Origin of the sequence: Nitrobacter sp. Nb-311A (assembly GCF_000152905.1) — a bacterium.
GTDB lineage: Bacteria > Pseudomonadota > Alphaproteobacteria > Rhizobiales > Xanthobacteraceae > Nitrobacter.
Genome location: NZ_AAMY01000023.1, coordinates 20,682 through 43,558, shown reverse-complemented (window position 1 = coordinate 43,558; position 22,877 = coordinate 20,682). Strand labels below are relative to the sequence as shown.

At 58.6% G+C, this 22,877-nt stretch carries 20 protein-coding genes, 3 tRNA genes, 2 CRISPR repeat arrays and 1 other annotated feature (1 of these 26 only partly in view); of the genes, 9 read left to right on the top strand and 14 right to left on the bottom strand.

All coding sequences use genetic code 11. The annotated features are described in order from the left end of the window. Positions 1–57 precede the first annotated feature (57 nt). The 4 genes from NB311A_RS07115 to NB311A_RS07095 form a co-directional block, all read right to left on the bottom strand. A complete protein-coding gene (locus NB311A_RS07115; protein WP_009797826.1) occupies positions 58–840 on the bottom strand; it encodes an energy transducer TonB in 783 nt (260 codons plus the stop codon). A gap of 761 nt (positions 841–1,601) precedes the next feature. Further along, on the bottom strand, positions 1,602–2,024 hold the full coding sequence (locus NB311A_RS07105) for a GTA-gp10 family protein (RefSeq protein ID WP_009797824.1): 423 nt from the start codon (positions 2,022–2,024) through the stop codon (positions 1,602–1,604). Positions 2,025–2,372: 348 nt separating this feature from the next. Then, positions 2,373–2,446: transfer RNA gene (locus NB311A_RS07100), tRNA-Gly, on the bottom strand. Between the two features lie 421 nt (positions 2,447–2,867). After that, the gene (locus NB311A_RS07095) at positions 2,868–3,512 is read right to left on the bottom strand and encodes a hypothetical protein (RefSeq protein WP_009797823.1); all 645 of its coding nucleotides are present in this window, start codon (positions 3,510–3,512) and stop codon (positions 2,868–2,870) included. 643 nt (positions 3,513–4,155) lie between these two features. On the opposite strand from NB311A_RS07095, the gene NB311A_RS21875 reads away from it, so the two are divergent. The 3 genes from NB311A_RS21875 (at position 4,156) to NB311A_RS07085 (ending at position 5,152) form a co-directional block, all read left to right on the top strand. After that, complete coding sequence (locus tag NB311A_RS21875; RefSeq protein WP_009797822.1) at positions 4,156–4,305, top strand: hypothetical protein; 150 nt, start codon at positions 4,156–4,158, stop codon at positions 4,303–4,305. 239 nt (positions 4,306–4,544) lie between these two features. Next, positions 4,545–4,630 (top strand) — tRNA-Tyr (locus NB311A_RS07090). Between the two features lie 321 nt (positions 4,631–4,951). Then, positions 4,952–5,152, top strand: a complete 201-nt coding sequence (locus NB311A_RS07085; RefSeq protein WP_009797821.1) for a hypothetical protein — start codon at positions 4,952–4,954, stop codon at positions 5,150–5,152. 821 nt (positions 5,153–5,973) lie between these two features. On the opposite strand, the gene NB311A_RS07075 is transcribed toward NB311A_RS07085, so the two are convergent. Then, positions 5,974–6,213: a hypothetical protein gene (locus NB311A_RS07075; RefSeq protein WP_009797818.1), complete on the bottom strand. Its 240-nt coding sequence runs from the start codon at positions 6,211–6,213 to the stop codon at positions 5,974–5,976. Between the two features lie 83 nt (positions 6,214–6,296). Beyond that, a complete protein-coding gene (locus tag NB311A_RS21535) occupies positions 6,297–6,479 on the bottom strand; it encodes a hypothetical protein (RefSeq protein WP_009797817.1) in 183 nt (60 codons plus the stop codon). 760 nt (positions 6,480–7,239) lie between these two features. On the opposite strand from NB311A_RS21535, the gene NB311A_RS07065 reads away from it, so the two are divergent. The 4 genes from NB311A_RS07065 (at position 7,240) to NB311A_RS07050 (ending at position 9,614) form a co-directional block, all read left to right on the top strand. Further along, positions 7,240–7,461 carry a hypothetical protein gene (locus NB311A_RS07065; RefSeq protein WP_009797816.1) on the top strand — a complete coding sequence of 74 codons (222 nt, stop codon included), beginning with the start codon at positions 7,240–7,242 and terminating at the stop codon, positions 7,459–7,461. Positions 7,462–7,475: 14 nt separating this feature from the next. Next, positions 7,476–7,889, top strand: coding sequence for a hypothetical protein (locus NB311A_RS07060; RefSeq protein WP_050752079.1), 414 nt, complete (start codon positions 7,476–7,478; stop codon positions 7,887–7,889). A gap of 84 nt (positions 7,890–7,973) precedes the next feature. Then, positions 7,974–8,330: a cupin domain-containing protein gene (locus NB311A_RS07055; RefSeq protein WP_009797814.1), complete on the top strand. Its 357-nt coding sequence runs from the start codon at positions 7,974–7,976 to the stop codon at positions 8,328–8,330. A gap of 426 nt (positions 8,331–8,756) precedes the next feature. Continuing rightward, on the top strand, positions 8,757–9,614 hold the full coding sequence (locus NB311A_RS07050; RefSeq protein ID WP_040674217.1) for an RNA methyltransferase: 858 nt from the start codon (positions 8,757–8,759) through the stop codon (positions 9,612–9,614). A gap of 62 nt (positions 9,615–9,676) precedes the next feature. Here NB311A_RS07050 and NB311A_RS07045 read toward each other — a convergent pair whose 3' ends face one another. Both NB311A_RS07045 and NB311A_RS07040 read right to left on the bottom strand, forming a co-directional pair. Then, the gene (locus NB311A_RS07045; RefSeq protein WP_040674215.1) at positions 9,677–10,210 is read right to left on the bottom strand and encodes a hypothetical protein; all 534 of its coding nucleotides are present in this window, start codon (positions 10,208–10,210) and stop codon (positions 9,677–9,679) included. A gap of 50 nt (positions 10,211–10,260) precedes the next feature. Next, positions 10,261–10,707, bottom strand: coding sequence for a hypothetical protein (locus NB311A_RS07040; RefSeq protein ID WP_009797811.1), 447 nt, complete (start codon positions 10,705–10,707; stop codon positions 10,261–10,263). Between the two features lie 407 nt (positions 10,708–11,114). Here NB311A_RS07040 and NB311A_RS07035 point away from each other — a divergent pair. Continuing rightward, a tRNA-Thr gene (locus tag NB311A_RS07035) sits at positions 11,115–11,189 on the top strand. A gap of 258 nt (positions 11,190–11,447) precedes the next feature. On the opposite strand, the gene NB311A_RS07030 is transcribed toward NB311A_RS07035, so the two are convergent. From NB311A_RS07030 to NB311A_RS07005, 6 genes are all read right to left on the bottom strand, one after another. Then, positions 11,448–11,687: a hypothetical protein gene (locus NB311A_RS07030; protein WP_009797809.1), complete on the bottom strand. Its 240-nt coding sequence runs from the start codon at positions 11,685–11,687 to the stop codon at positions 11,448–11,450. A gap of 93 nt (positions 11,688–11,780) precedes the next feature. Then, positions 11,781–11,951 carry a hypothetical protein gene (locus NB311A_RS21870; protein ID WP_009797808.1) on the bottom strand — a complete coding sequence of 57 codons (171 nt, stop codon included), beginning with the start codon at positions 11,949–11,951 and terminating at the stop codon, positions 11,781–11,783. An 875-nt stretch (positions 11,952–12,826) separates the two neighbouring features. Further along, positions 12,827–14,617 (bottom strand): SulP family inorganic anion transporter, encoded by a 1,791-nt coding sequence (locus tag NB311A_RS07025; RefSeq protein ID WP_009797807.1) that lies wholly within the window; start codon positions 14,615–14,617, stop codon positions 12,827–12,829. Between the two features lie 666 nt (positions 14,618–15,283). Continuing rightward, entirely contained in the window at positions 15,284–16,321 is a 1,038-nt protein-coding gene (locus tag NB311A_RS07015) for an NAD-dependent epimerase/dehydratase family protein (RefSeq protein WP_009797805.1), read from the bottom strand. Between the two features lie 43 nt (positions 16,322–16,364). Further along, positions 16,365–17,699: an ATP-grasp domain-containing protein gene (locus NB311A_RS07010; protein ID WP_009797804.1), complete on the bottom strand. Its 1,335-nt coding sequence runs from the start codon at positions 17,697–17,699 to the stop codon at positions 16,365–16,367. 442 nt (positions 17,700–18,141) lie between these two features. After that, positions 18,142–18,882 carry a ZIP family metal transporter gene (locus NB311A_RS07005; protein ID WP_009797802.1) on the bottom strand — a complete coding sequence of 247 codons (741 nt, stop codon included), beginning with the start codon at positions 18,880–18,882 and terminating at the stop codon, positions 18,142–18,144. 77 nt (positions 18,883–18,959) lie between these two features. After that, positions 18,960–20,712: a CRISPR direct-repeat array (repeat unit 36 nt; unit sequence GTTGCGGTTGGCCTGCGATTTCTGAACTGCTAGCGT). Positions 20,713–20,793: 81 nt separating this feature from the next. On the opposite strand from NB311A_RS07005, the gene NB311A_RS06995 reads away from it, so the two are divergent. After that, positions 20,794–22,025, top strand: a protein-coding gene (locus NB311A_RS06995) for an IS3 family transposase (protein WP_086008680.1) whose coding sequence is annotated in 2 segments (ribosomal slippage) — positions 20,794–21,085 and positions 21,085–22,025 — 1,233 coding nt in all. Because the reading frame shifts where the segments join, the coding sequence is not laid out codon by codon here. Next, positions 21,078–21,194: a sequence feature (AL1L pseudoknot), on the top strand. Its footprint overlaps the gene before it by 117 nt. A gap of 41 nt (positions 22,026–22,066) precedes the next feature. Further along, positions 22,067–22,877: a CRISPR direct-repeat array (repeat unit 36 nt; unit sequence GTTGCGGTTGGCCTGCGATTTCTGAACTGCTAGCGT); it runs 17 nt beyond the window's last position.

Here is a 22,877-nt window from a genome sequence, read left to right as displayed (position 1 = left end):
GACCGGACATAGATACGAATCCCGAAACCTGCCAGACCGCGCAAGAGCAGAACGAGTTCACATCCTGAACCGGACGGGAACAACGAGTTGCACAGCCTGCGTTGTGATCTCCGGTGGCACGGGAGGCAAAGGAGATGCGCGCACGATCATTGCGACGGCTTCGTCGTCGAGTTCAGGAGACCCCGAAGAGCGCACCAGATGATATCGGAGCACCTGACCGTCGCGATCCATCCCGAAACTCAAAAGCGCTGTCCCTTCAGTTCCTTTCATACGAGCCTCGCTCGGATAGCGTTTGTAGCGCTCAAGGTGGGAGAGCAGCCTCGCCTTCCAGGCAGCCGGGACATCGGCTGGCGCCTGAGCGGTGTCGCTCGTTCCCGTCAATTCGCTCGTTGGCTGGTCGGGCACACCTGTAGCGCCTCTCTCACGAGGCGGCGCGAAACTTGGGGCTAGCAGAACGGGAAGTGCGCTCGCCCTGGCAACCGCCGCTCGCTTGGGACGCGGTGTCGGCAATGTCACCGGCTTTTCTATCGTTTCTCCTTGTTCAGAAATCTCACGCGACGGTTCCTCCGCCAACGTCTGCGGGGGTAAGTCCATCATCGCCGTCGATGTTGGTTCGGCAGCCTCGCCTCCCTCGACGGCGGTTGAGCCTTGGGGAGAAACAGCGACGATTTCTACAAGCGTCGGACCAGGCTGTTCGCTTATGACGAGCCTGGCCGTCGGATCGTAAATCAGCGTGAAAAAGACGGCGATATGTGCAACGAGCGCAGCACAGGCTGGAATTCTCCGCGAGACGAAGCGAAGTATCCAGCCGCCCCGCGTAATGGCAATGGAGTTTCCCATCACCCGCCGTCCGCAACTTGTGATCTACAGAGTTGACTTACATCGGCGCAGGTCAGCATGATCGTAACACGTTGAGGGGACGACCTGATGACATGCGCACAACCGTCAGCCGCACGGATACGCTTCAATGATGACGTGCATCCTTCGCTCTCCGTCCCGCGAATAATACGACAGTTGCAAATATGCAGCCGCGCACATCTCTCAGAGCATGGCAGCTAACTAGGCGGGGTATGTGCCGCCTTCAAGGCGGCGCAAGAGCCGACAAACTTGAATACCTCGAAAGTAACGAGATGTCCCCACGACGCCGTCGAGACGACACAGAAATGATTCGCGCTTGCCGGCCGCGATCAATCAAGGAGTATCAGCGCGCAATGACGTCCGCTTACGCGCAAGCGCGCGGCAAAAATGAAAATAGCAGAACCAGCTCATGATACGGCGGATCGCCTTGCGGAAGGGACGAATTGAAACCATCGGTAGCGAGAGTCATGCTCGCAACTTTGTTCAGACCCGTTTCATGCTCCGACGCAATCGTCTCGGGCATCGCCCTGAGGTGATTACCGGGCCGTCGATGGTGATTTCCGACTCCTCAATTCCCGTCCACCGAAACCCGAGTTATCCGCAAAGACTGGCACTCCAGAGTCTGGTTCAACTGCGTTGAAGCAGACTCCTCGCTTAACTTTTGTTTGAGCATGATCTTTTCCGAAAACCGGTTTCCATTTGCGCTGGCGCGGCCCTTCGGATCGGGATCATGCTCAAGGGGATCATTTCCGCTCTGCTTGCGCATCGCCGGCGTCGGCGAACAACGCAGCAATGGTTTCCGATGCGATCAACGCGTTGGCTTCAAGCGGCTTACCGACGACATGCTCATCAACCAGCGCGAAAGCTTCATCTTCGGGCATCCCGCCACCAATCAACCCGAGGGTGATGACGTTCTCCACATCGGTTTCCGAATAGATCTTTTCAAGAAAGCGTTTGTGGCAAGCCGCCGGTGTGTCGCCGTACTGTCCGGCCAGTGGAGCCCTGCCTATTCCGAGGCGTGCAATCGTGATCATCCTCGAGACCTGCTTCAACTTCGCTCCACCTGCGATCATGGCGAAGACCTTGGGGTCGTTCAAATTGAAGGTACGTACCTTGCCGGCAAAACTGATCTGGCGAGCGCAAGGATTGGTGCTGTTTTTGGTCATCTCGAACCCTCTTCAATTATTTCGGCAACTCAGCCTGCGATTCCCACTGCAACCCTGTGGGCGGTGGACTGCGTTATACGAAGGCAGGCCACACGGTTCTGTGCGATATGTATGTAAAGCGGCTCTCTAGTTCTATTGTGATGCTCTCCCGCCGAGCATCGCGCATCGGCTAACTATCTGCCGTCTTCCGGGAGGATCAGGCGATGAGGGTTGCTCCGGCTCAAGGCCCACCAAGCAGGTCATGTGCCATATGGGTCAACGGAGCAATTCGGCGATCACCTTCATGTTATCACGAGCCTCGCCCACGCGCCGGAAGGGCTAACTCGTCTTCCTGCATTGAAATCCTTCTGGAGCGGGTGAAGGGAATCGAACCCTCGTATTCAGCTTGGAAGGCTGCTGCTCTACCATTGAGCTACACCCGCGCCCGCCGATCACCTATCACGTCGCGCCGGGCCCCTCAACCGTCCTGCAACGCAATGAGCGGCCCGGAACGCACGAGCAAAGATCTTAACATGCCGTGAGTTCGTGCCTATGTTCCAGTTTCCAACAACAACGAAAGGAGGTGATCCAGTGTCTTATTCAGAGCGCTGTCACCTCGCTGGGATCGCCCGCTAGGCTTTTGCCTCGTGGAGGGCGACTCAGCGCCCGGGCCAGCGAGAACAACATCGGGGCGCGGCGGGACAGCTCGCCGCGCCTTTTGCTGCGACAGACAAGCGGCTGGATACTTCGCGTATCAGCGCCTCTCAGCACGTAACATCCGCGCCGATAATGGCGCGCTGCATAGGTCACGCCGGGAGCGGCAAATCGTTCAAACGAGATGACAACGGGATTTTTGAACCGACATCACCATCGCGCGTTGGCATAACGCGCACGGCGGCGATAGTGACGGCGCGCCTCATACCCTCTTCCACTCCAGCCGCCGAGCTGGAAATGGCCGCTGTCGGCATTTGCCCATTGCGCGCCCGCAACCAGACCGCAGGAGTTCGCCAGCGCGATTTCGTTGCGGGGCATGCGTGGCCGCGTGACGTTGCGTCCGTACTGATTGATATCGAGCGCCAATCCTGCCGGATGCAGCGAGCCACGCACACTTCCGTGCGCCCGCCAGCCGCCCATGAACCGGATCGGATAGCCCTGCCGGTCAAGAGCCGACACCAGACACTGAAAAGCACCGGTGGCGCGGCGAGCAACATGCGCCGTGGCCCCCGAGGCCGAACGGATCATACCGACCGCTCTCCCCGCGCCATCGGCCATCACCCTTGCCAGTCCGCTAGAAATTCGTCTGTGCGAGTTGTGGCGGCCCCGGTGCCGGACGGCGAAATGTCGAAAATACCCGCCGCCATGCTCCGCCGAGCCATACAGCGGGCTCCAGTTGCCATAGCAGGGGCGCATCGCATCGCAGCCGGTAGCAATGTGCCATTTCTTGGGTCTGGCCGACAACGGTGTGGCGACAATGCAAATCATTGCCGATGCAATAAACAGTCGGATCATCACATCTCCCGAAACGCTGGAGTGAGGGAACGCGGCAACTAAATCCCTGCTCTGAAATATCCGGCACGGAACCGCTAATCATGGTGGCGGTACCTAGGACGGGCAGCCATGTCCTGTCCAGCTAGACGCAGACCGGTGCATGCATTAGGATTGAAGGTTGAGGTTAATTTGCTTGGATTGAGCGCCGCGAGATACCAATTCCCGCGACAAAAAAACGAGCCGAATCAATTAGAAGCGATTACGAGCTGGGAGGCGCCTCCGGGGCTTGCGGGAGCTGGAGACGATACCTCTATCGTCTATCGTCTGAAGAAGTTCAGGCTCCGCCTGCCGCACGCGTTTCGTCGGGTCCACCCTTAGAAGACATGAGCGGTCGGCGACTAATCGAGCCGTGCACCAAGATTTTAAACTGCCCGCCCGGATCCCCAAAATTCATAGGCACGCTCACCCACCGGGCCCGGCCCCTTTGAGAATGCAGGCTCGCGCTCGCTGGCGGTTTCTGTCCTCCGCGCCTACGTAGGGTCAACTGGCATGCGCTCAACTTCCTTCTTAGGCTAGGCGCTCCCGGTCCGAATTTCCTCAACGCCGCACTGGCTTCCGGAAGAAGCATGCTTAAAACGGAGCGATGAGATGAAGGAGGCGAACAATGAATGATTTTTGGGAATGGCGCAGTTCTAGTCGGGAATTCGAGGGCAGGCGTGACAGCACCAGAGGAGGTAAGATCGGCCTGATCGTCGGCATCGTCCTGTTCGTTATCTTGGGCGCGGCATTCGCGATTTTCGAATATGCACAGTGAACAAGTGGACTGAAGGGCGAACGGAAAACGCCCGCACCCACGTTATGAGTCTTAAAGCACAGCCATTTCCATGATCGGATGCGTGGAAGTGCGCCTCTTGGCCAACGCTCGGTTGACTTTGCCGGGGCGCTTCGCCAATAAACGCGCGCAACCGCGCGCTCGGCATCCGGGCAGGTGCCTTTTAGTGTCATCCATGGTCAGTCGGGCCACTTGCAGCAGATGGCATCCGATGGCGTTGCGGGGGAGTGTCCCGAGTGGCAAAGGGAGCTGACTGTAAATCAGCCGCCTTATGGCTTCGTAGGTTCGAGTCCTACCTCCCCCACCAAATATTTCAGTGACTTACAGCAAAATCAGCTCGAAGAAGAAGGCTTTCATTGCGCACTTCTGAGGATAGCCGCGGTGTGCTGATGATTTTTTGTGCGACGGTCGCCTGCCCTCTTTTGCAAGGCGAGCAAATCTCTCCTGCTTAAGTGCAATCCTTATCCGAGAGATCAAGGTACGGATTCGCGTACTTGTCTCGCCGCCTTCCTTTTTGGCCTATTCGGTTTGGGTAAGGCGGGAATACATGGGATCGACCTTGCAGCACCAGACCCGTCCTCCGATTCATTGCCCATAACCCAATATGCCCAGGGAGAGGCTACAATAGATGGCACGGGGTCTCGAAAGACATGAAGAACTTGAACAATTGATCGATGACGCCTGGGACATAGCTCGGCGCCTCGACCTCGATTTGGTGAAAGTCCTTCTGGAAATGGCGAAGCTCGAACTTTATCAGGAGATACAGGCCGCGATCAGTTCAGACACGGGCGCTGCCTTGCCAACCGCCGCAATAGCGGCGGACCATTAAATGAGATCGCGGGTTCCATCGTTAACTGGGTATGCCCATTGCCCGTGTGGTGACACCTAGCCGCCGATCGGCATCTCGCATGCCGATTTGGTCGTACCCGTAACACGACTATAACCCGCTTAAGTTGTCATATGATATAATTTCTACCAGTTTCAAAAGGTGGAGATGCGGCAATGGCGGAACGTCACGGTTCGAAGCTACTCACCCTCCAGGATCGACTTTCGGCGTGGGCTGAGAAGACGCGCGAGCAAGCGGACAAATTAGAACCTGGCCCCGCTCGGGATGCCTTGCTGAAAAAGGTCAAACAGGCGGAAACTGCGGCGCGCTATGACGCATGGACGAGATCGCCAGGACTGCTACCGCCGAAATAAGGCCCTGCCTGCCGCCGGAGCGGGTTAGTCTTGAGCTTCTATTTTTTCGTGAAGCATCCACTGACGATTAAAGACGTCCTGCACGACGCGAAAAAGCGGATTGCCCCTACGCCCGGGTGAGGCGGTGATGGATACGATCATCTTATTAGTTGGCGCTGCTCTGCTAATGTCGCTCGTCGTCATCATCGACATCTGGTTGAATGGTGTTGATCGATAGAAAATCGTCAGGACATCGGTCGCCAAGCGGTTCGGACTAGCGACGCGTCCTTGCCGGACACATCCACTTTCCTCACCCCACCCTCCTCGTCCGTAACGGGCTTTCTTGATGGAACGCTCTTCTGCTCCGCGCATTGAATCAACCGGAACGGGTTGATCCCACAGCCCCCGTGATCCCCGAACCCGAATTGGCCCGCTGTAACTTCCGGCGGGCCTTTTTGTCGCCGACTCCTCTTAGTCCGCGCTGCGCAACCGCTTCATTGTGAACTCGATCTTGCCGCCGGGCAGTTCCCGCCAGGTTTCCACTTCCGACATGTAAGCCGCAGCTGGCCAGCGATCCAGGAACGCCCTCGCCGTCTGGCGCGCTTGCTCCCGCGGTTGAGTGAAGGTTTGGCGCGCGAACCCGTCATCGACCTTGGCCTGCCGGCGCCGAGCCGCCATGCGATCCGCCAGGTCTTTCGGGCTGCGGGGCATCGCGAATACTCCCCCTGCGACGCGAAAAAATATAATGCAGCGCGGCCAGATTAGGACTCCCGAATCGAGCGTGATCGAATGGTTCAAGCGAGTGCCGCATGACGTGCAAGCAATGTTCGCAGGTCCGTGGCTATCGATATAAGCGCGGCCAGTTCGTCAATCTGCGACAGGCTTTGACGTGCTGTCGAAAAATCAAGACTGCCGATTGCACCCTGAGTTTCGCGCAAGTTAGCCTTCACCGGATCAGCGGTCAGCGAGAGCGTCATAAGCACTCGGGAATTTTACCCAGGTCGTTTTCGGCTTCTGTTCTCGATCTATAGGAACTCTTCCCGACAGCCTTTGTTTTTCCTATTGTCCTCGGCTTAAGGCTCGTGACCTCGCACTTCTCCGTTGAAGTGTCTTGCACGATATACCAACTACCGGCGGAGCCGGTTGTGCTCTGTGAGCGTGGCGAAGCACCTGGCGCCATCTGAGCGAGGGCAGGAAACGCCGATGTGGAGGCGATCAGACCCGCCAGTGCGAGTTTGAGTTTCATTCTCTGATCTCCATCGTGTGCATTATACAAACTCTTCGAACTGTCGATTGGCAAATCATAGCATTGTGGCATTCGCGAGATCGGAAAACCGTTGGTGTTCGACGAAAGCCGTCACGATCCGATCGCTTCATCTTCTTTCGTTCGATTTTGGCGGCGGAGCGTAATCTCACCGAACTGCATCAATGCGGGCGTAAGAGGCACTTCATGACGATGGAAGGCGTTTCGCTGTCCTGCCGCACATCGATTAAGACCGCTAGAGTTGCAGCTCAAACGTTCTCCATCCCAGCCTCGATCTCATCCGAGTGACTGCACGCGAAGCAAATCCAGCGTTGAGGACCGCAAACGTCCGGAAGCCATCTTGAACCACGAGCGGATCGATAATCCCGACACCTGATTTTAGGTTCGTCACGAATCTATTTCTTGAAATTTCGCGGCTTCAGCCGGATAATTGATCAAGGTCCTTGGCTATTAGCAATCCGAGGAGGACGATCATGGCAATCCAGATCGTGATGGACCGCACCGGCGACAGCCGGCACTTTTTCAACCGGAAGAACGCACAGCAACTCGCGCAGGCGGAGCAGCGGTTTTGCGAGCTGACGGAACTCGGCTTCACCGCCGCGGTCCGGACCGATGCGGGTCAGGTCTCACAAATCCGGTCTTTCGACCCGGACGCGGAAGAAACGTTGTTCTTCCCCAGATTGGTCGGTGGATAGAAGCGGTCAGCGCCATGTCGCGCCATCCGCCATACGAACGTTCCCGTGTGAGAGCCGTAAGGGCGCTCTTCATCATACTTGGGGCGGAGCGAACTGCGGAGGGCCGGTCTTTGCGGCTTCTGCGCGAGTGGCTGTCGCCGGTACAACGGATGCAGTTCACGAAAAAGGGATATTTCGAAGTCGTCGGTAGCGACACCGGCAGGCAGTACAGGATTTACCCGGGCACCATGTCGAACATTTGCGAGGTCGACGAAAAAGGCCGCCCGAGGCTCGGGCTGTGTTTCCGGACGATGGGCGACCTGCCAATGGGAGATGTGATGCTCGCCCAGAAGATCGCTTTGGAAAACTGCGAGAGTAGCGCTCTCACGGTGGCCAGAAGCTTCATTCCCGGCGTTTTCATGTTCCGGCAAGGCAGGCTTCTCGGCTGAGGTCAATCTGACTTGACCTTTCGCACGCCTGCGTCGGACGCGGAGCTGTCCATTGGCAGAACCTAAGTCAAAGGAGAAGCCACAATGAGTCGGCACACCCTTCTCAAAATTATCGCGATAACGGCTATCGTATTCACAGCAATGGCTGGCAGTGCCGTTGGTCAGGAGACAAGTGAGCACAAGCTGATCTCGCCACGGGACATCATGCGGGGACCAGCGCCCCCCTTCCTCCCACAGGGCGCGCAGGCGGCAGTGCTGTACGGTAACCCGGGAAAGGAGGGCCTGTTTACTCTGCGGCTGAAGATGCCGAAAGGCTATCACATTGCACCACACACCCATCCGAAACCGGAGATCGTCACTGTGCTCTCGGGAACGGCGCGCCTCGGAATGGGAACGACGGACTACATCAATCCTAAGGACCATCCGCATCCGAAGATGTAACAGCGGGATCAACGCCGAAGGTTCGGGCGCGCGGAGGGTTTGCTAGGAGAGCCATCGCGTCCGTCCCGTGCGTCATGCACAGTCCCGTTCTTTGCGCCGGACGGTTGAATGACCAGCCGCAAGCCGGGTTGCGGACCATCCGCGGTCTCGTATCGGATTGCCTTCGGAATCGGGTTCGTAAGATGCTTGGCAATGAGCTTTTCGGCGCCCGATTTGCTTTCGGGGTATGGGCTGAGGTACGGGGTTTTGGCTACAGGGCGCGGAACGAGCCGCCCCTAGAGTCTGTTTCAACCGCGTTGAATCAGACTCGTCGCCTGTCTTTTTAAGTGAGCATGATCTTTTCCGAAAACCGGTTTCCACTTTTCGGGATCATGCTCTAGCCTCACTGACCAATTCATTGATTACAAATGTTCGAGACAGGCGCGCATGAGGGACCGTGATCGAGAACCGCGATTCCGGCGGATTTCACGGCCGGGGAGCAGTAGCGGTAGCAGCCACGCCAAGTATGCCCATTCGAAACGCTCGCAAAGGCACGGTTCGGCGCGGAACGCTCGCGAGACCGGCCCTAATAACCTCTTGGTGCTTTACGGCTGGCATACCGTGACGGCCGCGCTGGCCAATCCTCGCCGCCATATCCGAAAATTATTGCTTACGGAAAACGCCGCGCTGCGGCTCAAGCATGAGAACATCAATACCCGGATCACGCCCGAAATTGTACGCCCAAGCACGATCGACCAGCGTCTCGGCCCCGACGCGGTGCATCAGGGACTGCTCGCTGAAGCTGATCCCCTGCCCTCGCCTGATATCGGGACGCTGACGCAGGAAGGCATCGTGCTGGTGCTCGACCAGATTACCGATCCGCACAACGTCGGCGCGATCATGCGATCGGCCGCGGCTTTTTCGGTGAAGGCGATCGTCACCACGGCGCGCCACAGTCCCGAGGCCACCGGTGTACTGGCAAAATCCGCCTCCGGCGCGCTCGAGGTTGTGCCGCTGGTGCAGGTGCAGAATCTGGCGCGAGCACTGACAGGACTGAACGACCGAGGCTACATGACCGTCGGCCTCGACAGCACCGGCGGCGAAAATCTCGCCGCCGTCCAGTTGCGGCAGCCATTGGCTTTGGTGCTCGGCGCGGAAGGCAAAGGTCTGCGGCAGCTGACGCGAGACACGTGCAGCCTGGTCGCGCGTCTCGACATGCCCGGCCACATCAAGAGCCTTAACGTCTCCAATGCCGCGGTGCTGGCGCTCTATATAGGCGCCAGCCGTCTCGGCCTCATGCACTGACGGCATGAAAACACCCGCCGCGCCGGCATTGCAGGCAAAGCGTTTGTTTTCAGGCGCGCCGTTCAGCGCTGATGATACCCCGCCGAATGACGGTAGCCATGATGATGCCCCGATCCGTAAATCACGCGCGGAAGGGCGGCGCGATTGCCATGGCGCGAGGCATGACCGTAATGCCGGGTATGATTCCAGCGATAGCTGTACACGACCGGGCCGGTCGCGGGCGCGCCGTCATAGTAGTGATGCATGGCGTGGGCATAGCGGCCGCCGTCGTAAGGATAGAAATAAGGACGGCTGTAGGCATTCCATCCGGCAACGGCGCTTTCCTGATAGGTCGGCACCGGCGCGAAGTTGCCAGGACCGCTGAAGGCTGGCCCTTGATTGACATAGTAATATTGCGTCGGAGACGGCAGGCGCTCAAAGCCGGCGAAGCCATAACCTGCGCCGTAATAACCTGGGTCAAAACCCCACGCGCAGTAGCCGTACGACAGGCACGGAGCGCATCCACCCGTAAACAACCCTCCGCATGCCATCGCGGGCGCGATGCTTGCTGTCACGATGGCCGCAGCCGCGACCATTCCGGAAATCATTTGACGCATGACTCTCTCCCGCTGTTTTCTTTGTTCTATTCAGGTCGTGTTTTCTGATTTCAACGAAAGCCTGGAGGCGAACCCGAAGGCCCGATCCGGGGCGCGAGGATCACCGGAGGCGGCATCTGCGGGATGTCGGATTGCGCAGGCGTCGGATTGGAACGGGCAGACCACGACTGACGAAAGTTTTCAGCCGGCCGCGGCAGCTTGCGATTGCGTGGCGGTTCGATTTCGAGGCGGCCGTAACCCGGCGAACGACCAAAACTCGGATAATAGTGACCCACATACGGTTCGGAATCGATGTAGCGTCCGCCGTAGACCGTCGGCTGCGGTTGTATCCTCCGAGAAAGCCCCCAATCACCCTCGACTACGGCATAGGAGATATCGACACCATTGATGATGATGGGGACGCCGGGATGTCCCGGAAGCACAAACACCGGACCGCTGTCGGCCAGAGCCGTCCACGACGTCCCGATCAAAAAGGCCAGCACAAGTCCGATACGCATCACAGGACTCCGGTTCGCCGTAGACCCTAGTCGAACCAACACCGCCAGGGGTTAAGGCTGGCGCCGAAACTTTCGGTAAGGCTAACGGGTCGGGATGCGCCGAGGTTCAAATGCGAGCAATCCCGCCATCGAATCGTTAACACGGAGTCCAGCGATATTGACGTGGACCAAATATTGACGATACCCAAGTGCCGTCCCAAGCAGGCTTCGTACACGGCGGTGGCGTCAGTCGCACCTACGCCGCTGTTGTCTGCATTCGTTTTGGTTTATTGTCGTGTCCTATAGCGTTTTCGAGCGAAGCCTATCCTCGGGCCCCGAGGATGGACTCCAGTCCCGCATGGAGAAAGCGCGTCAAATCAAGATTATAGAGCCTCGCTTCTGTTTTCATCGGAGGCAAGGGGCTCTAAGCCGGCGTAGCACAGCGGTAGTGCAGCGGTTTTGTAAACCGAAGGTCGGGAGTTCGATCCTCTCCGCCGGCACCAGTTTATTGGGTTTCTGCCACTTCGAAGCCACCGGCCGTGTTCTTCAGCGCGAAGATCGAAGAGGTCACAACAGGACCAGCATCAGCCGAAGGCAGCCCACGCCTGAACACGACGCGCAACGGACTCAACAAGCGGATGGTGCTGCCGGCGCCGGGACATCGACTGTGAAGCGGCAAGCCAGCTTCGCCTGACGAACTTCTACGTCCCGCGCGAATTGTTCGGCCAAACCAATCTGGCTAAGCGGGATCTGATCATCGATCAATCCTCTGGCAACTCAGCTCGCTTTTGCTCGAAAACAGCCCGGTTGATCGCCATGAACCCCTGCTCGATGCACGATCTTCCAATATCAAGCCAACGTTTATCCGTCTCTGGCGAGGCTTCGTATCGATCAAGCAATCTCAGAATACGCTCCTCGATCTGACGATGATCCTTGACCCGCAAAACTCCCAATCGCTCCCGATCCTTACAGGATTTGGTCTTGGTTACACGCTTTGCCATCGGTCACCCTTTGAACGAAAATAAACACTCTATCCCGCCAAAGCTTGACCAAAGATCGGGCAAAGCCCATTCCGCTTGCGCTGTCATCGCACCTTACGCAATCCAGGCGTCGCCGTTTGCGGCGCCGATACCATCCCAATGCTTTTCGATGACGTAGCTGAGCCAGTTGGAATCACCGGCCGCGGAATCGGCAACGTCCTCCATGAGGTCGGCGTATTGGGTCAAGTTCCGAACCTGCTCTTCGCTCAATTGATCCGCTCTCATGAGTGGTTCTCCCCCAACCATTATTGGTTACTAGTGAAGCACGACGTTGTTGTACTTTATGCGAATCCAGTGTGACGTCCCTCGTGGGCGCACGAGCAATTAAGAGGGATGGCGATGCCCAGCACCGGACGGCGCTTTTGGGCCTTGAGTGAGCGCGACATGAAGACGGTTATTGCCCTTGCTGTTTTGATGTCTGTGACGCCAGCTGTGGCTGAGAATATCTATCTCACTGAAAGTGGAACCTGCACTACCGGTTACGTCCGTAACGGGAGATTCTGCGTAGCTATCGAAACCGGATACGCGCAGGGTGAGGTTCCCGGACGCTCATGTCCCAGATCAACATTCCGAAGCGGCACCTTCTGTAAGGTGAAACCCGATCCTGCGTATCATCTTCTTTCTCAATGGTTTTTAGATCTCGGCTTTCGGTCTCGATAGCCGAGTGACCAGCCCGCGCGATAAACAATTCATCACCGCCAGGAACGCGAACCACCAAGTTCATCAATCACCTTCGTGATTTTTTGTAAAAAACATTCAAGTTGTAATCCGCAAGTATGCAACCTAGAGACTTTCACCGCTTCATGGAAACGGTGAAAGTCCCTATCTTTACGTTTTGACGCGTTTTCTTCACGCGAACCACTTCGCTCGAAAACGCTATAACGGACTTGCGCCAGCGTGGAATAACCAATTGATCAACGAAAGCAATTGAGTGATCCTGTAATCACCTCGGAGCTTACTTCGTTCCGTAAAAGAGAAAACCCCGCCGGAGCGGGGTTTGTTTGTTACGCTGCTTTAGCGTGTTCCTTTTTGCTGGCACGCAAGATATCTGGCACGGTGCCTTTCGGGGTCGCAGCCGTTCCTATCTCCCGATAGGCTGCTCACGTCAGCGCCTCCTCCTCTTCTTCCTCCGCGGCCGCGTCGCGCCGCGCTATCCCGCTTTGCTCCATCTTGCCATGCGCGGCCCTGTTATGCGCGACCCTGTTATGCGCGGCCTTGACGGCTTCAGCGAGATCGCTGCGAAACCGCACGTAAGGCGGCTTCACGCCGTGAACTAGAAGCGTTCGCCGGATCGCGGGAGACGCCCCGGCAATGTAGACGGGCGCCCCCCGGCGATGCGTTTTGTGCACGAAGCCCTCGATCGTTGCGGCTCCCGAGGAATCGATCACCGGCACGGCCGAGAAATCGATGACGTAGGCTTTCTGATGGTCGCCAATGCCATCAAGCGCCGTGCCGACATTCGCCGCCGCCCCGAAAAAGAACGCCCCGGAAATCCGGTGAACGGCTACATCGGGATGAGTGGCAAGGTCGACATCCTGCGCCTCACGGCCGTTGCCATTGACGCCGTCCCCTTCATCCTCGTCGATCAGCGGACGCGCGTTCTTGACTTCCACCATCTGCGCCATGCGATGCAGGAACAGGAGCGCACCAATCCCGAATCCGACAAGAATGCCTTCCATGAGACCACGGAAGATCACCACCAGGAACGTAGTTAGCAATACGACCGCGTCGCTGCGCGAGGCGCGTATAAGCATTGCGAATGCGTGCCTTTCGGCCATGTTCCACGCGACCACGGCCAGCACGGCTCCGAGCGCGGCCAGCGGGATGTACGAAGCGAGCGGTGCGGCGACGAGCATGAACAGCAGCAGAAACACGGCATGCAGCATGCCCGCGACCGGGCCATGTGCGCCGGAGCGCACATTCGTCGCGGTGCGGGCGATGGTGCCCGTTACACAAAAGCCGCCAAAGAGGGGAGACGCGATGTTGGCGATACCCTGCGCCACAAGCTCACAGTTGGAACGGTGTCGCTGCCCGCTCATAGAATCGGCCACCACCGCCGATAGCAGGCTCTCGATAGACCCCAGCAGCGCGAAAGACAGGGCGGCGGGCAGCACCTCCTGAATCTTCTCTAGCGAGATCACGGGAAGAATGGGGGCTGGCAGCGTTTGGGGAATGCCACCGAAACGGGTGCCGATGGTCTCCACCGGCAGGCCGATCAACCAGGCCGCGACCGCGGCAACGCCAACCGACATCAGCATCGCGGGCCAGTGGGGGCGGAAGTAGCGTATCGCGACAATCAACCCGATCGTCGGGATGGAGACGGCAACCGCCGCCGCGTTTATGGTAGGCAACGCTTCGCCGATGGCCATCAGCTTGGGGATCAGTTCGCCCGGCTCTTTTCCCGCTAGCGTGAGACCCAGTAATTCTGTGAGTTGGCTGGCAAATATAATCACGGAGATGCCTGCCGTGAACCCGATCGTCACCGGAAAGGGAATATACTTGATGAAGGTCCCGAGCCTCAGCAGTCCGACCGTGAGCTGGATGACGCCCGCAATGAGGGTGGCAAGAAGCAGGCCCTCCACGCCGTGAAGCCCGACGGTCGTCGCCACAAGAACGATGAATGCGCCCGCAGGGCCGCCGATCTGAAAGCGGCTACCACCAAGAAGCGAGACGATGAACCCGCCGATGATCGCGGTGTACAAACCACGGTCCGGGGTCACGCCGGAGGCGATGGCGATCGCCATGGAGAGCGGAATCGCCACGATGGCAACGGTTAGACCGGCGAGAACATCCGCGCGGAAATCCCTGACCCGGTAACCTTCCCGGAGTACCGTAACCAGCTTGGGTGTAAATGCTTCAACGAAGGTCGGTTCAACGGATCGCGCAGCCATAGCCATCCCTTTATTCATGCCGCTTGAGTGGAGGGATCATCCCGGGGCCGGCGGTCGCCGGCCCGTAATTTTTGCTTTTTGTGAGAAGGCGTTATCGCCTGATGATGCGGCTGGGCGCCGGAAGCGGACCCTACGTCCACCCCCTCGCTTCTTACATTCTCGCCGATCAAATTAATTTTGGCGCACTCAGACGCCTCGATAACTTTCCCGATAACTCTGGTGAGGGTGTCGATGACCCGGGGCGGGCTCACCTCGCTGGCCTCCGCCCGATGAATTGGGGCCTTTAAAACGCAGGACATCCGGGCCAGTTTCTGCTGGTCGATGCCGGGCAAGGCGCGGGCAGCACGCGTTTGCGTGGAGGTGATCAGGCTCGCTCTCCCGGCTCAATGTACCCTACTTTACATTTCGTAATGTATCTTACTTTACATTTGAAAGATCAAGTAGGGCAAATAACCGCACCCTGCGCGGATGCCTTTGTCGCCTCGGCCTTTTCTGCCCGCGCTGGAGTCGTGGTCAAGTCGTGTGTTTTCGATACCGGTAGGCCCTCCTCACCGAACGGCGATGGACCATGCATTCCGGCGGAGAAGCCGGAGCGAGCAGACGCAGCGCAAACAACATGCCTCCGCGACACGGCACCCGCATCATGTCGGCTGCCAGCCGACCGGCTTAGGCGGGCACCCGCGATCGAACCACGTCCTCGCGGCGCGTCAGCCAGGCGACAGCGTCGGCGAGCGCATCATCGATCGGATGGGGCAGATAGCCAAGCTCAATCTCCGCCTTGCGCGTGTCCAGCGGGATCGAGTGCAGCGCGATGCGCACCGCCTCGATTGAAACGCGGGGTGTGCGGTGGATCACCTGACCTTCAAACCATTCGGACGCCGCACCGATCGCGAGCGCCACGGGACCCGGCAAAAGGTGGGCGTTGGTACTGCGGTTGCAGAGGCTGCCGACTCTGCGAGCGAGCTCGCACACGCTGACGTTCTCGCCGCCGAGGATATAGCGCTCGCCAGTCCGGCCGCGGTCTCCGGCCAGGATGAGGCCGGTTGCGACGTCCCGCACGTCTACGAGGTTCAGTATCGAGTCAAGCACCAGCGGCGGCGATTTGCGCGCGAACAATTCGAGCATCCGCGTCGGCTCGGTAAAATTGTGATCGCCGGGCCCGATTGGAACGGTTGGATTGGCGATAACGACGCGCAATCCGTCGGCTGCTGCCTCGCGCGCGACTTGCTCGGCCATGAATTTCGATCGCGTATAGGGGCCCGGCATGTCTTCGACGCGTTGCGGCCTTTTGGTCTCGCCTCTGCGGTACGGAAACAGGATCGCTTCGGTGGAGCAGTGGACGATGTTGCGCACCCCTTTCTCGCGTGCCGCCGCGAGCATGAGCTCGGTACCGTGTTGGTTCACGCGCTCGAAGTCGGCGGGGTTCGCCGTCCACAGGTGCGAAATCGCAGCCAGGTGATATACGGTATCCACGCCGTCCAGCGCGCACCGCACGTCGTGCGGATCCAGGATCGTCCCTTGGACGAACTCCGACAGAGGTCCGGACGGCGGCGGTTGAAGATCCAGGACGCGGACCACCTCATGCCGCCGGTGAAGCGCCGCCACAAGGTGCTGCCCAATGAATCCATTTCCGCCTGTGACCAGGACGCGGCGACGGCTGGCCGGCGTCGCTTTAACGCGAGGTTGCAGGGTTATGGATTTCACGTCCGCTGCTCCAAGAGGGCTCGATCCTCGGTAAGAAAAACTACTACGCTGGCGAGCCATTCCAACCTTCAATGATCCGGATACTCTCCGAGTTCAACAGATGGCTCCCCCACCCCTTGTTCGCCAGTTGCTCCGCCGCCTTGGGCCGGATCAGCAGCCAAGCGGCGGCGACCACGGTGGGAATGACACTGGGCCAATCGATGCGCAGCGGCGTCAGTTCCTCCTCGCTGCCCTCGTAAATCCCTGTTCGCATTAGCAAACGCCGGCATTCGCGCAAGAGTTCCAGCCGCGACCGCGTCCGCATGGCGCATCCGAGCAGGGCTTGCAGAGCAAGATGCGTGCGCACGCCGGCGCGGCACGGAGCCAGCGGCTCCGGCGAGGCTCCCCGTGTCACCTGCAGAAGCAGGTTCAACAGGTCGTGGCCGGCAAGCAGTGCGTTCATCGGCTCGACCAAGCGCGGATTGCAGTCGATGTAGCGGACGTCGTTCTCGCCCAAGGCCAGATAATCCACCGACAGGGCGCCGTGCCAGTTGAGGTGTTCGCCAATGCGCGTCAGATGTTCGCGCACGAGCGGGCGGTGGACGCTTTCCTTCACCGCATCGCCGCCACCCGCGCCGCGGGCAATCTGCCGATAGGCGTGCATGCCCAAGAGTCGCCCGTGGCTGAACACCGCCTGCGCGTGCTCCACCGGAGCGTCGATGAACTCCTGCGCGACGATGTCGCCGGCGAACGCGCCGTCCCGCGCAAGCTCCTCGACCGCGGCAGCAAGCTCGTGCGGCTTCTTCACCAGCCACACCGCCCTGCTCGCCGTACCGGTCGCAGCTTTCAGCATCAACGGAAAACAATCGAGCGCGGCCACGTCCTCGCGCGTCCTGAAGAGGAGCGTGCGCGGCTGCGGCAGGTCGAGGACGCTCAGGAGGCGGCTAAAGGAAGCTTTACTATGCGCCTTCTGATACGCGGCGTGCGACGGCAGCGCGACGGCAACGTGATTTTCGATCGCCTCGCGCGTTTTCGAAAGCACGTATCCTTGCTCGTGGATCGGCAGCAGAATGTCGAACCGTCGCCTCGCGAGGATTTCCAGTAGGAAGGTGACATACCCGACGGGATCGATACCCAAGCCTGGACAGCGATGAAACCGCCGCACGAGCCGCGAAAAGCGTCCGAGGCAGCACGGATTTGGATCGCAAACCTCGACATGATGCCCCTGCATTCCGAGAACCGTGATCGCCTCCCGCGCCGACGTGCTCGATCCCTCGGACAAGAGTATCCGTAGCGGCGAAGCGCTTGCCTCGCCGTGCCGCAGCGCGCACGGAGCCGCGCCCGGCGAAGCCTCCTGGCGCGGATCGACAAGTGGACGCCTTATCCGCTCGGTTGTCATGACGTGACGGTCCGAGACAGCGTCCCCAGAAATGGATAGCGTCTCGCAATCCCTCACGACGGGCGGGCCGTATTCGGCCTCGGCTATGAGTTGGCCATGGACGCGGGGAAACACCATTATTTATTCAAGCCAGGCAATCTTCTGGAGCAAGCAATTTTTCCGATCGAGAACATGATAATCGTATCGCGTGTCCTTGTCGCGTCCATGTTTTCAATTTTGAATGTTGCGATTTGATGAAAGGAGGCTGTAGTTCCCGGCGAGCTGTCTTTTGCGCAGCCCGTCACGCCAAGTACCATCGGACGAGACGGCGCGTCGAAGCAACGATGGCTTTCTGCCGGCCGCGCGTCTTCGCACCGTTCATTGCCCACGCTTGCAGCCGGACCAGATTCTCTAGACGTGAAAGAGTTGAAGCGCGCACCTCAGGAATCAGGAACGGGAGAAATCAGCTTTTGAGAAGAATCTGAAAGGTCATCATGGCTGCAAGACCAAACAGAACCGATGTGGCAACATATGAGTGAGGCGCGTCGTTGAACGCGTCCGATAGAAGTTCTCCGACGGCCACCCAGATCATCGCGCCCGCCGCAAAGCCAAGGCCAAAAGGAAGGAACGGCTCGAAAGCGGCAACGAACATGAAGGCGGGAACCGCAAATAGAGGTTGAGGCATGCTGGAGAAAATACTCCAAGCCGCTGACTTCCACACGCGCACGCCCTGCGGAATAAGCACCAAGCTAATCGCCAGGCCTTCCGGTATATTGTGAACGGCAATCGCTCCCGTGACAAAAGTCGCAAGCTCTTCGTCTCCGCCGAATGATACGCCTACGCCAATTCCCTCGGCCATCGAGTGCAGCGTCATGACTGCAACGATCAATGCAGCTTTGCTGGCGCCAGCTCCTCTGAGTTCACCGACGTGGAGATCACTGCGACCCTGTAGCAGATGAAAGCTCGCAGCAACCAGCAAAGCACCGATCACGAGTCCCGCAACAGTCCATGGTGCGTGGATCGCACTTCCCTCTATAATCAGCGCATGGCTCGCACCGAGCATAAGACCTGCGGCAATCCCATTGGATACTCCCAGCCACCGCCGGCTCATCTGCTTGATAAACAGAAACGGTAACGCACCTAATCCGGTGGCGATTGCCGTCACCAACGCTGCGAGAAATACAATCCCTATCGAAGTTGTCATGGATAATCCATGCAACTGGGACGAACCACAGGTCAAGATTTCATTCCGTCCGCAAACCGCCCGATAAAAGCGTTCTTGTTGCGGTTGGCCTGCGATTTCTGAACTGCTAGCGTTCCGATCGGCCCTGAGTACGACGCCACGGCGTTGCGGTTGGCCTGCGATTTCTGAACTGCTAGCGTTACAGGCAAACAAGCAGCGAAAGAGAACCAGTTGCGGTTGGCCTGCGATTTCTGAACTGCTAGCGTCGAAAATCAAATGCCCTGCAACGGGTTTCAGTTGCGGTTGGCCTGCGATTTCTGAACTGCTAGCGTTTTAGGAGAGGGCGCATCCTTAGTTAGGTTGTTGCGGTTGGCCTGCGATTTCTGAACTGCTAGCGTGACGACTGCCGACTTCAAGGTCCCGTACCCGTTGCGGTTGGCCTGCGATTTCTGAACTGCTAGCGTTCTTCGCCAAAGCGACAGCGAACCGCTTCAGTTGCGGTTGGCCTGCGATTTCTGAACTGCTAGCGTGCAGTCATCCCTGTCAATGGGCTTCGCGTTGTTGCGGTTGGCCTGCGATTTCTGAACTGCTAGCGTAACACGGCTATACAATGGGTCATTGATGCGTGTTGCGGTTGGCCTGCGATTTCTGAACTGCTAGCGTTGGCGCGGTGCGCGATCTCGCGCACAAGGCGTTGCGGTTGGCCTGCGATTTCTGAACTGCTAGCGTCGAAAATCAAATGCCCTGCAACGGGTTTCAGTTGCGGTTGGCCTGCGATTTCTGAACTGCTAGCGTATTCTCCAGGGCGGGCACCAGCACGCCGCGGTTGCGGTTGGCCTGCGATTTCTGAACTGCTAGCGTGTTATGGCAGCTCAGTGATGTCGAGAAGGCGTTGCGGTTGGCCTGCGATTTCTGAACTGCTAGCGTCGTACAGTCCAAGGCTTGATGTCCGCCGCAGTTGCGGTTGGCCTGCGATTTCTGAACTGCTAGCGTAGTCTACGAAATGTCAGTTCACTTCCAGATGTTGCGGTTGGCCTGCGATTTCTGAACTGCTAGCGTCGCAAATCAGATGCCAGGCGAGCTCATGCAGTTGCGGTTGGCCTGCGATTTCTGAACTGCTAGCGTGGACCTTGTGTGGGACCGGATGGAAACCGAGTTGCGGTTGGCCTGCGATTTCTGAACTGCTAGCGTACGCCTACGGCAAGGTGGTCGCGATCTACTGTTGCGGTTGGCCTGCGATTTCTGAACTGCTAGCGTCGACGCTGGAATTATCCCACGCCACGACGCGTTGCGGTTGGCCTGCGATTTCTGAACTGCTAGCGTCGATCCGCGCCTGCCGAAGACCCCCGCCAAGTTGCGGTTGGCCTGCGATTTCTGAACTGCTAGCGTCAAGGTCGCGCGCGTCAGCCAGCCCAATCTGTTGCGGTTGGCCTGCGATTTCTGAACTGCTAGCGTCGACGCTGGAATTCCCCCACGCCACGACGCGTTGCGGTTGGCCTGCGATTTCTGAACTGCTAGCGTCCAGCCATTTTCCGTCGCGTCGGTCCACCCGTTGCGGTTGGCCTGCGATTTCTGAACTGCTAGCGTGAGCATCGGCCTACAGTGCGAGCAAGAGACGTTGCGGTTGGCCTGCGATTTCTGAACTGCTAGCGTGGCCGATTTTGACGGGTTCCATAAGCGCCAGTTGCGGTTGGCCTGCGATTTCTGAACTGCTAGCGTAGGCAGCGGCATCATGATGCAGCACGCAGCGTTGCGGTTGGCCTGCGATTTCTGAACTGCTAGCGTTGAACGCGAATTTGTAAACATCTGAGCCAGGTTGCGGTTGGCCTGCGATTTCTGAACTGCTAGCGTTTGGCTCTGACGCGTCCTCGACGCGTCCTTGTGAACCGCCCCGGGTTTGCCGGAGGCTCCAACTCCTGAGAGGATGGAGCCATGACAAGCAAGACGACGAACAAGTTTTCACCGGAGGTTCGGGCCCGAGCGGTTCGAATGGTTTTGGATCACGGCAGCGAGTATCCGTCCCGCTGGGCTGCGATTGAGGCGATAGCCCCCAAGATTGGCTGTTCCGGCCATACCCTGCTGGAATGGGTGAAGAAGGCGGAGATCGACAGCGGCAAGCGAGCAGGCGTCCCAACGGACGTGGCGGAGAAGCTGAAGGCGCTTGAGCGTGAGAACCGCGAGCTTCGGCAAGCCAATGAGATTCTGCGCAAGGCAAGCGCTTATTTTGCGACGGCGGAGCTCGACCGCCGGTCCAAGCCATGATCGCCTTCATCGACGATCATCGCGCGGCGCATGGGGTCGAGCCGATCTGCAAGGTTCTGTCGATCGCCCCCTCGACCTATCATGCCCATGTCGCCAAACGGCGTGATCCCGCCAAGCTGTCGGCGCGCGCCAGGCAGGATGTCATCCTGAAGATCGAGGTCCGGCGCGTCTTCGATGAGAACTTCCGCGTCTATGGCGTGCGCAAGATCTGGCGGCAACTCAAGCGCGAAGGCTTCGATATCGCCCGTTGTACGGTGTCACGATTGATGCGGACCATGGGCTTGCACGGTGTTATCCGCGGCAAGTCGGTCAGGACCACGATCGGCGACAAGGCGGCGCCATGCCCGCTGGATCACGTCAACCGCCAGTTCAAGGCGTCGAGGCCGAATGCGCTTTGGCTCTCCGACTTCACCTATGTTGCCACCTGGACCGGCTTCATCTATGTCGCCTTCGTCATCGACGCCTATGCCCGCAGGATCGTCGGCTGGCGGGCATCACGTTCGGCGCACGCCGGCTTCGTGCTCGATGCGCTGGAGCAAGCCCTGCACGATCGACGGCCGGTCCATCGCGGCGGGCTCGTACACCACAGCGACAGAGGAAGTCAGTACGTATCCATCAAGTACACCGAGCGCCTGGCTGAAGCTGGCATCGAGCCGTCTGTCGGCAGTGTCGGCGATTCCTACGATAATGCTCTCGCCGAAACCATCAACGGCCTCTACAAAGCTGAGGTGATCCACCGACGCGGACCGTGGCGTAGCTTCGAGGCCGTCGAGTTCGCAACGCTGGAATGGGTCGATTGGTTCAACAACCGACGGCTCTTGGAGCCCATCGGAAACATCCCGCCCGCCGAAGCCGAGCAACGCTACTACGCCATGCTGGAACAATCGGCCATGGCGGCATAACTTAAACCAAACGGCCTCCGGCAAACCCGGGGCGGTTCATTGTTGCGGTTGGCCTGCGATTTCTGAACTGCTAGCGTAGCATCGCTTATCGACCAATGCGGCCACCAGTTGCGGTTGGCCTGCGATTTCTGAACTGCTAGCGTCGAGGTATAAAGGGTGTCATTGGCGACGCCGTTGCGGTTGGCCTGCGATTTCTGAACTGCTAGCGTGATCCGCGATCGCGGCAACAAGCAGGTTCAGTTGCGGTTGGCCTGCGATTTCTGAACTGCTAACGTATCGGAATAGAGCGCGAGTTGACATATTTCGTTGCGGTTGGCCTGCGATTTCTGAACTGCTAGCGTACCGCCGATGGATCGATCCCGTTGAACTCAGTTGCGGTTGGCCTGCGATTTCTGAACTGCTAGCGTTCTTGATGACGCTGACGTGCGGAGCCTGCGGTTGCGGTTGGCCTGCGATTTCTGAACTGCTAGCGTACAGAGGCGTATACGCGCTGCGAGCGGCTTGTTGCGGTTGGCCTGCGATTTCTGAACTGCTAGCGTTGGTTGGTGCCTCGCTGCACAGATGATTTAGTTGCGGTTGGCCTGCGATTTCTGAACTGCTAGCGTTGTGCAGTGCTGCTAATCATGGCGCTACGTGTTGCGGTTGGCCTGCGATTTCTGAACTGCTAGCGTCTTCTCCAAAAGCTCTATCTGTAAGTGTGGGTTGCGGTTGGCCTGCGATTTCTGAACTGCTAGCGTCGATGGCGACATCAACAAAGTTGACAATCTGTTGCGGTTGGCCTGCGATTTCTGAACTGCTAGCGTATATTGGTCGCGCACTCCGCGAAGTTCGAGGTTGCGGTTGGCCTGCGAT